At 64.3% G+C, this 8,061-nt stretch carries 8 protein-coding genes and 1 riboswitch; of the genes, 6 read left to right on the forward strand and 2 right to left on the reverse strand.

What is annotated here, in order from left to right; translation table 11 throughout:
- Positions 1-340 (reverse strand): hypothetical protein (locus tag ACLFQI_RS09310; protein ID WP_410758744.1); only part of this gene is annotated, 340 nt, incomplete at its 3' end.
- Between the two features lie 115 nt (positions 341-455).
- Between ACLFQI_RS09310 and kaiC the strand changes: the two genes are divergently transcribed.
- The 4 genes from kaiC (at position 456) to ACLFQI_RS09330 (ending at position 5,087) form a co-directional block, all read left to right on the forward strand.
- Positions 456-2,165, forward strand: coding sequence for a circadian clock protein KaiC (gene kaiC, locus ACLFQI_RS09315; protein ID WP_410758746.1), 1,710 nt, complete (start codon positions 456-458; stop codon positions 2,163-2,165).
- Positions 2,162-2,476 carry a circadian clock KaiB family protein gene (locus tag ACLFQI_RS09320; RefSeq protein WP_410758748.1) on the forward strand — a complete coding sequence of 105 codons (315 nt, stop codon included), beginning with the start codon at positions 2,162-2,164 and terminating at the stop codon, positions 2,474-2,476. The genes kaiC and ACLFQI_RS09320 overlap by 4 nt, the downstream gene beginning before the upstream one ends.
- Before the next feature lie 61 nt (positions 2,477-2,537).
- Positions 2,538-4,760: a putative bifunctional diguanylate cyclase/phosphodiesterase gene (locus ACLFQI_RS09325; protein WP_410758749.1), complete on the forward strand. Its 2,223-nt coding sequence runs from the start codon at positions 2,538-2,540 to the stop codon at positions 4,758-4,760.
- 21 nt (positions 4,761-4,781) lie between these two features.
- Positions 4,782-5,087: a hypothetical protein gene (locus tag ACLFQI_RS09330; protein ID WP_410758751.1), complete on the forward strand. Its 306-nt coding sequence runs from the start codon at positions 4,782-4,784 to the stop codon at positions 5,085-5,087.
- Between the two features lie 80 nt (positions 5,088-5,167).
- On the opposite strand, the gene thiC is transcribed toward ACLFQI_RS09330, so the two are convergent.
- Positions 5,168-7,060: a phosphomethylpyrimidine synthase ThiC gene (gene thiC / locus ACLFQI_RS09335; protein WP_410758753.1), complete on the reverse strand. Its 1,893-nt coding sequence runs from the start codon at positions 7,058-7,060 to the stop codon at positions 5,168-5,170.
- 63 nt (positions 7,061-7,123) lie between these two features.
- Positions 7,124-7,220, reverse strand: a riboswitch (TPP riboswitch).
- A 190-nt stretch (positions 7,221-7,410) separates the two neighbouring features.
- On the opposite strand from thiC, the gene ACLFQI_RS09340 reads away from it, so the two are divergent.
- A complete protein-coding gene (locus tag ACLFQI_RS09340) occupies positions 7,411-7,644 on the forward strand; it encodes a CopG family transcriptional regulator (protein ID WP_410758755.1) in 234 nt (77 codons plus the stop codon).
- Positions 7,631-7,894 (forward strand): type II toxin-antitoxin system RelE family toxin, encoded by a 264-nt coding sequence (locus ACLFQI_RS09345; RefSeq protein WP_410758756.1) that lies wholly within the window; start codon positions 7,631-7,633, stop codon positions 7,892-7,894. The genes ACLFQI_RS09340 and ACLFQI_RS09345 overlap by 14 nt, the downstream gene beginning before the upstream one ends.
- Positions 7,895-8,061 lie beyond the last annotated feature (167 nt).

The raw sequence follows: 8,061 nt of genomic DNA on the forward strand, positions 1-8,061 counted from the left end.
CGCCAGCGCCTCCGGCCGCCGTGCTCGGCAAACGCGGGCGATCGATCACCCCGGCGACGATCAGCAGCAGTCCGCCCTCGGCAACGCGCGCGAAGCGACAATCGGGATTGACCAGGGCCATGCCGACGATGCCATGGAAGGCCCGCGAGAGCACCGCAAAGTAGCGCCATTCGACGAAGGACGCGCGCGCCAGCCCGATCAGCGGCGGCGGCGCGACCGAAACGCGGCGCGCCGGCTCGCCAGCCGCCGACACGGCGGCGCGCGCGCGCGCATCGGCATGCGCGAGCAAACCGTCTCGATAATGCGGCCACCGCCAATGGAACATCGACACCTCATTCACCGTCCAACTACGCTCGCCGCCAAGGGCCAGGGTTTGCGATGCCTGAACATCGCACTTCCGTTAAGATACCGTCATCTGCCCCGAGAGCAAGCAAACCTACCTAAGTAGAGCGCGCGTGAGCACAGTACAATCGACCCTCCCCAAGGCCCCCACCGGCATCCAGGGGCTCGACGAGATCACCGGCGGTGGCCTCCCACGCGGCCGGCCGACCCTCATCTGCGGCGCGCCCGGCTGCGGCAAGACCCTCTTTTCGATGGAATTCCTGGTCCGAGGCGCGACCGAGTTCGGCGAGCCGGGCGTGTTCATGGCGTTCGAGGAAACCGTCCCCGAGCTGACCCAGAACGTCGCCTCGCTGGGCTTCGATCTCGACGACCTGGCCGAGCGCGGGCTGCTCGCGCTCGATTTCGTCGCCGTCGAGCGCAGCGACTTCGGCGAGACCGGCGATTTCGATCTCAGCGGCCTGTTCGTCCGGCTCGGCTACGCCATCGATACCATCGGCGCCAAGCGCGTGGTGCTCGACACCATCGAGATCCTGTTCACCGGGCTGCCCAATCCGTCCATCCTGCGCGCGGAATTGCGGCGCCTGTTCCGCTGGCTCAAGGACAAGGGCGTCACCGCCGTGATCACCGCCGAGCGTGGCGACGGTCAGCTCACGCGTCAAGGAATCGAGGAGTATGTCTCGGACTGCGTCATCACGCTCGATCATCAGGAGCGCGACCTGGTCTGGACACGGCGCCTGCGCGTGCTGAAGTATCGCGGCTCCAGCCACGGCACCAACGATTACCCCTTCCTGATCGACGAAGACGGTCTCTCGGTGCTACCGATCACCTCGGTCAATCTCGATCAGACCGTCACCTGCGAGCGCATCTCCACCGGCATCGCCCGCCTCGACACCATGCTCGGGGACGCCGGTTATTATCGCGGCAGCAGCGTGCTGGTCTCCGGCACCGCCGGCACCGGCAAATCGAGCCTATCGGCGCATTTCGCCGATGCCACCTGTCGCCGCGGCGAGCACGTGCTGTACTTCGCGTTCGAGGAGTCGCCCTCGCAGATCATCCGTAACATGGGCTCCATTGGCCTCGACCTGGGCCAGTGGGTCGAACAGGATCGGCTGCGGTTTCATGCCGCACGCCCGACCTTGGCCGGTCTGGAGACGCACCTGACGCTGATCCAGCGCGCTGTCGCCCAGATCCAACCCTCGGTCGTGATCCTCGACCCGATCAACAGTTTTATCGCCGGCGGCAATCAGCTCGAGGTCAAGGCGATGCTGACACGCTTGATCGATTTCCTCAAGCACCGCCAGATCACCGGCCTGTTCACTAACCTGACCTCGGGTGGCATGCCGCTCGATGCCACCGATTCGGCCATCTCCTCGCTGATCGATACCTGGCTGTTGCTCATAGCCGTCGACACCGGCGGCGAGCGTAACCGCCTCCTCAGCATCCTGAAGTCGCGCGGCATGGCGCATTCCAATCAGACCCGGGAGTTCCTGATCACGGCGGAGGGGATTTCCTTGCGCGACGTCTACGTGGGACCGAACGGGGTGTTGACCGGCTCGGCCCGCATCGCGCAAGAAGCCGCCGAACAGGTGGAGCGGCTGGAGTGCCAACGCGAGATCGAGCATTATCGACGCGATCTCGCGCAACGCCGCGCCCTGCTCGAGGCGCATATCGCCGCCCTCCAGCAAGAGTTCCAGGCGCGCGAGACCGAGACCCTCGCCCTGATCGAGCGCGAACAGCGCCGCGAGGCCGAGTCACGCAAGGTGCAGGCATCGATGGCGTCGTCGCGGCGCGCCGACACTCCACACCCTAAGGAGTCGCTATGAACGCATCGTCGAACACCGAGCAACAGTGGACCCTGCGCCTCTACATTGCCGGCCAGACGCCGAAATCGATCGCCGCGTTCGCCAATCTGCAGGCGATGTGCGAGACGCACCTGGCCGGCCATTATCGGATCGAGGTGGTCGATCTGCTCGAACAGCCGCAACTGGCGCAAGGCGACCAGATCCTGGCCATCCCGACCGTGGTGCGCCGGCTGCCCTTGCCGATCCGCAAGATCATCGGCGATCTCTCCGATACCGAGCGCGCGCTGGTCGGACTGGATCTGCGTCCAATGCCCCAAGATCGCGGCGCCTAGACAGCTCGACCTTCCTTGCGGGTGCGCGACATCGTCGTCCGTGCTGTCCAAACGGCGTCCTATGAGTCCGAACCCCTCATCGACCGATGCCTCGCTCGATCCGGCCGCCGAGATCGAGCAACTGCGCGCCCGCCTCGCCGAGGCCGAGGCGGTCCTCGACGCCATCCGCAGCGGGCGGATCGACGCCTTGCTGGTCTCCGGCCAGCGCGGCGAGCAGGTCTTCACGCTCAAACACGCCGAGCACGATTATCGGCTGCTGGTCGAGGAGATGGGCGAAGGCGCCCTGACCCTGACCGCCAACGGACTGATCTACTTCGCCAATCGGCGCCTGGCGGCGATGTTGGGCGTGGCGCCTGAGCAACTCCTCGGCAGCGCGCTCGCCGACCACATCGCGGCGGCGGATCGCCCGCGCTATCTAGCCTGGCTGCACAGCCCGTCGCCGCGCCCGCAGCAACGCCTGGAGATGGATCTGATCGACGCGCGGGGCATGGCATTGCCCTGCCATCTCTCGTTCACCGAACTCCCGGTCGCCGAGAAGCAAGGCGCCTTCTGCGTCGTCGCCACCGACCTGAGCGCGCGCAAGCAGGCCGAGGAGGCGCTGCGCGTCAGCGAACAGCGGCTCAAGACCATCGTCGAAAACCTGCCCATCGGGGTCTGGTTCCTCGACGCCGCCGGCAAGATCGTCTACGGCAATGCCACCGCCCAGCGCATTTGGAACGGAGCCAGGTTCGTCGGTCCCGACCACTTCGGCGACTACAGGGCCTGGGCACCACACATGGACCCGCCCTTGAACGCCGAGGAATGGTCGGCGACGCGCGCCATCCGGCACGGCGAGACGCGGCTCAACGAGGAACTCGAGATCGAGTGCTTCGACGGCACGCGCAAGACGATCCTCAACTCGGCGGTGCCGATCCGCGACGGCAATGGGCGGATCGCCGGCGCAGTCGTGCTCAATCAGGACATCACCGAGCGCAAGGCGGCCGAGGATCGGATCGAGCGGCTCGCGTTCTACGATTCCCTCACCGGCCTGCCGAATCGCCGGCTGTTGTTGGATCGGCTCGGCCAGATTCAGGCCACCATCAAGCGCCATGGCGGCCATGGCGCGCTGCTGTTCATCGACCTCGACCACTTCAAGGATCTCAATGACAGCCTTGGCCACGATGTCGGCGATCTCCTGTTGATCCAGGTCGCGCAGCGCTTGCGCACCTGCATCCGCGGCAGCGATACGGTGGCCCGGCTCGGTGGCGATGAATTCGTCGTCGTTCTCGGCGAACTCAGCAACGAGACCGCTCAGGCGATGACGCAAGCACGCCACATCGGCCTCAAGGTGTTGCAGACCCTGAGCCAGCCCTACCAACTCGGGACTCATGTCCACCACAGCACCCCGAGTATCGGCGCCACCCTGATCGACACGCCCCACTCGAGCGTCGAGGAGCTGCTGAAACGCGCCGACCTGGCCATGTACCAATCGAAGAACGCCGGCCGCAATCAGTTGCGCTTCTTCGATCCCCAGATGCAGACCGCCTTGGAGCTGCGTACCCATCTGGAAGGAGAGTTGTACGACGGACTGCACCAGGACCAGTTGCAGCTCTACTATCAGCCGCAGGTCGACGCCAACGGCCGCATCTTCGGCGCCGAGGCGCTGCTGCGCTGGAACCATCCGCAGCGCGGCCTGTTGACGCCGGAGGCGTTCATTCATCTCGCCGAGACCTCGGGCTTCATCCTCGAACTCGGCGCCTGGGTACTCGACGCGGCCTGCGCTCAGCTCGCCCGCTGGTCGACCCGTCACGGAGCGCCCGCTGCGTCGATCGCCATCAACATCAGCGCCCGCCAATTCCTCGACCCAGGCTTTGTCGAGCGGGTCCAAGCCGCCTTGCAGCGTCATGGCGTCGATCCGCATCGGCTCACGCTGGAGCTGACCGAGAGCCTGCTGCTGCAAGACATGGACGACACCATCGCCAAGATGTCGGCCCTGCGCGCGCTAGGGCTGCGCTTCGCCCTCGACGACTTCGGCACCGGCTACTCCTCGCTGGCCTATCTCAAGCGCCTGCCGCTCGATCAGCTGAAGATCGACCGCTCCTTCGTCGCCGACGTCATCACCGATGTCAACGATGCCGCGATCGTGCGCGCCATCCTCGCGTTGGCCCCAAAGCTCGGGCTCTCGGTGATCGCCGAAGGCGTCGAGACCGAGGCGCAACGCCGGTTCCTGGTCGAGGATGGATGCCGCGCCTTTCAGGGTTATCTGTTCGGCAAGCCGGCGCCGGCGAAGGACATCGGCCTCTGATTCTGGCGCGCCGAGCGTCAGATGAGCAGGGAGGACTTTGACTTTGGTGGTCAAACCGGGACCGTGCAGAACAACGATTACCTGAGGTTTTATCCCGAGGGTCAGTCGGGCGGCCTACCCGCGAAGAGCAACAGGACGTTCAACGACCCGAGTTGGCTCAACAAGATCTCCTCCGTGAAGCTTTCCGACAACTGCATCGCGGTTTTCTTCATGTCACCGAACAATGGCGGCCCCCTTCAAGGCCATCAAGTAGTCCGCGAGACGACCGCAAAGTTTTCAGAAGGGCTAAACGACAAAACGCACGGCATGATCTGCGAATGCAACTGATCAGGCGAATGGCGTTATCCTAAATGCAAGCGGCCGTCACCACGCACAGCGATCCATGGTGACGGCGCTGCAATAGTCCCTCAGACCTCGCGATAGAGACGCGCGCCCTCTTCTAGGAACTCGCGCGATTTCTCCTTCATCCCCTCGGCCAAGGCCGCCTCGGCATCCTCGAGCTGGCGCGCCTTGGCGTAATCGCGCACGTCCTGGGTGATCTTCATCGAGCAGAAGTGCGGGCCGCACATCGAGCAGAAGTGCGCGACCTTGTGCGACTGGTGCGGCAGGGTCTGGTCGTGGAATTCCCGCGCCCGATCCGGGTCGAGCGAGAGGTTGAATTGATCCTCCCAGCGGAACTCGAACCGCGCCTTGCTCAGCGCATTGTCCTGGATCTGCGCGCCGGGCAGGCCCTTGGCGAGATCGGCGCCGTGGGCGGCGATCTTGTAGGTGATGATGCCGTCGCGCACATCCTGCTTGTCCGGCAAGCCGAGATGCTCCTTGGGCGTCACATAGCAGAGCATCGCGGTGCCGTACCAGCCGATGTTGGCCGCGCCGATGCCGGAGGTGATGTGATCATAGGCCGGCGCGATGTCGGTGATCAGCGGGCCGAGGGTGTAGAACGGCGCCTCGAAGCAGTCCTTCAATTCCTTGCTGACGTTCTCCTCGATCATCTGCATGGGCACATGCCCCGGCCCTTCGATCATCACCTGCACGTCCTGCTCCCAGGCGAATTGGGTCAGCTCGCCGAGGGTTTCCAACTCGGCGAACTGGGCGCGGTCGTTGGCATCGGCCAGGCTGCCCGGACGCAGCCCATCGCCGAGACTGAAGGCGACGTCGTAGGCCTGCATGATCTCGCAGATCTCGGCGAAGTGGGTGTAGAGGAAGTTCTCCTGGTGATGGGCCAGGCACCACTTGGCGAGGATCGAGCCGCCGCGCGAGACGATGCCGGTGAGCCGGTCGGCGGTGAGCGGGATGTAGCGCAGCAGCACCCCGGCGTGGATGGTGAAGTAGTCGACGCCCTGCTCGGCCTGCTCGATCAGGGTGTCGCGGAACAGCGCCCAGGTCAGCTCCTCGGGCTTGCCCTCGACCTTCTCCAGCGCCTGATAGATGGGCACGGTGCCGATCGGCATCGGCGCGTTGCGCAAGATCCACTCGCGCGTCTCGTGGATGTGTTGGCCGGTCGAGAGATCCATCAGGGTGTCGCCGCCCCAGCGCGCCGACCAGACCATCTTCTCGACCTCTTCCTCGATGCTCGAAGTGGTGGCCGAGTTGCCGATGTTGGTATTGATCTTCACGCGGAAATTGCGGCCGATGATCATCGGCTCCAGCTCCGGATGATTGATATTGGCCGGGATGATGGCGCGCCCGGCGGCGACCTCCGCGCGCACGAATTCGGGCGTGATCCGCTCCGGCAGGTTGGCGCCGAACGACTGACCGGGATGCTGGCGCAACAGCTTGGCGTAGCGCGGATCGGCGCGCAGTTCGTCGAGGCGCAGGTTCTCGCGCAGAGCGACATATTCCATCTCCGGGGTGATCTCGCCCCGGCGCGCGTAGTGCATCTGCGTGACGTTGTGGCCGGACTTGGCGCGGCGCGGCGTGCGCAGGTGCTCGAAGCGCAGAGGGGCCAGCGCCGGGTCCTGCTGGCGACGGCGACCGAAGCCCGAGGTGGGGCCGTCGAGCAGCTCGGTATCGCCGCGCTCGGCGATCCAGGTCCCGCGCACCTCCGGCAGGCCGGCCATCAGGTCGATCCGCGCCTCCGGGTCCGAGTACGGGCCGGAGGTATCGTAGACGTAGATCGGCGGATTCTCCTCTCGGCCCGCGCTGGTCAGCGTCGGCGTCTGCGCGATCTCGCGCATCGGCACGCGCAGATCGGGCCGGGAGCCGGTCACATAGCACTTGCGCGAGGCGGGAAACGGACGGGTCACCTCGTCGGACAAGCGGGCGGTGGTGGCGAGGAAGGCTTCGGGGATGGCACTCATGGCGGCTCCTTGGGAACGATGGCGAACCAGCGTGCAAGGAACCGAAACGAGCAGGTCGACAAACCACGGCTCGCCCTGGCTTCCCTCCGCCGGTACGAACCGGATCAGGTGATTCGGGGACTCTCTCAGCCCGCGCGCGCGGGCACCCCCAGCAGGACAGTCCCGAACGCTATCGAAAGCGGCGGGGGATTTCAAGCATGCGGCTTGTCCTGGAATCGGGCGCACGGCGTCTGCTGCCGAGAAGCCAGCCGGCCTGGCCAAACAGATCGTGTTAGCGTGGCGATCATCGACGTTTTGATGTTATGACGCTACAATCGCCTCTTTCCCGCTACGCTTTCTGGATAAGAGACATGACCAAGGCGTTGAAGCGCTCCACCGTTTATTTTGACCCTCAGTTACATGCCGCACTGCGTCTGAAAGCGGCGCATACAAACCGTAGTCTCTCAGAGATCGTCAATGATGCGGTCCGTGAAGCACTCGCCGAAGATCAGGAAGATTTGGCGGCGTTCAAAGAACGCCTGCCGGAGCCGACAATCAGCTATGAGGCCTTGCTAGACGACTTGAAGATGCATGGGAAAATATAGACTGGTCTTCAAAAGCTCGGTTTCAAAAGACCTGCGACCCATACCGAAAAAAGATGTCGCGCGCATTCTCCAGCGAATAGAAACGCTACGAGAGGAACCGCGTCCGATTGGCAGCGAAAAGCTATCAGGGCAAGAGCGTTATCGAATCCGGCAAGGCTTATACCGAATCATTTACGAGATCATCGATGAGCATTTGGTGGTCACAGTGGTAAAGATCGGTCATCGACGATCTGTATATCGGAGCAGCTAATTCAGACATCGGTCTTCGCGCGCTCCAGATTCAGGGCCAAGAGCCGGCTCAGAATCTCGTCGTCAGGCATTTCCGGGCTGTAGTCGGTCCAGCCATAGGCCGCTGCGACTGCTGCATCCAGTGCCTGGTGGGCATGATCGAGCCAGGCTGGGCGCTCGTTGTAGAGG

The organism is Halochromatium sp. (assembly GCF_046541315.1).
Classification (GTDB): Bacteria; Pseudomonadota; Gammaproteobacteria; order Chromatiales; family Chromatiaceae; genus Lamprobacter.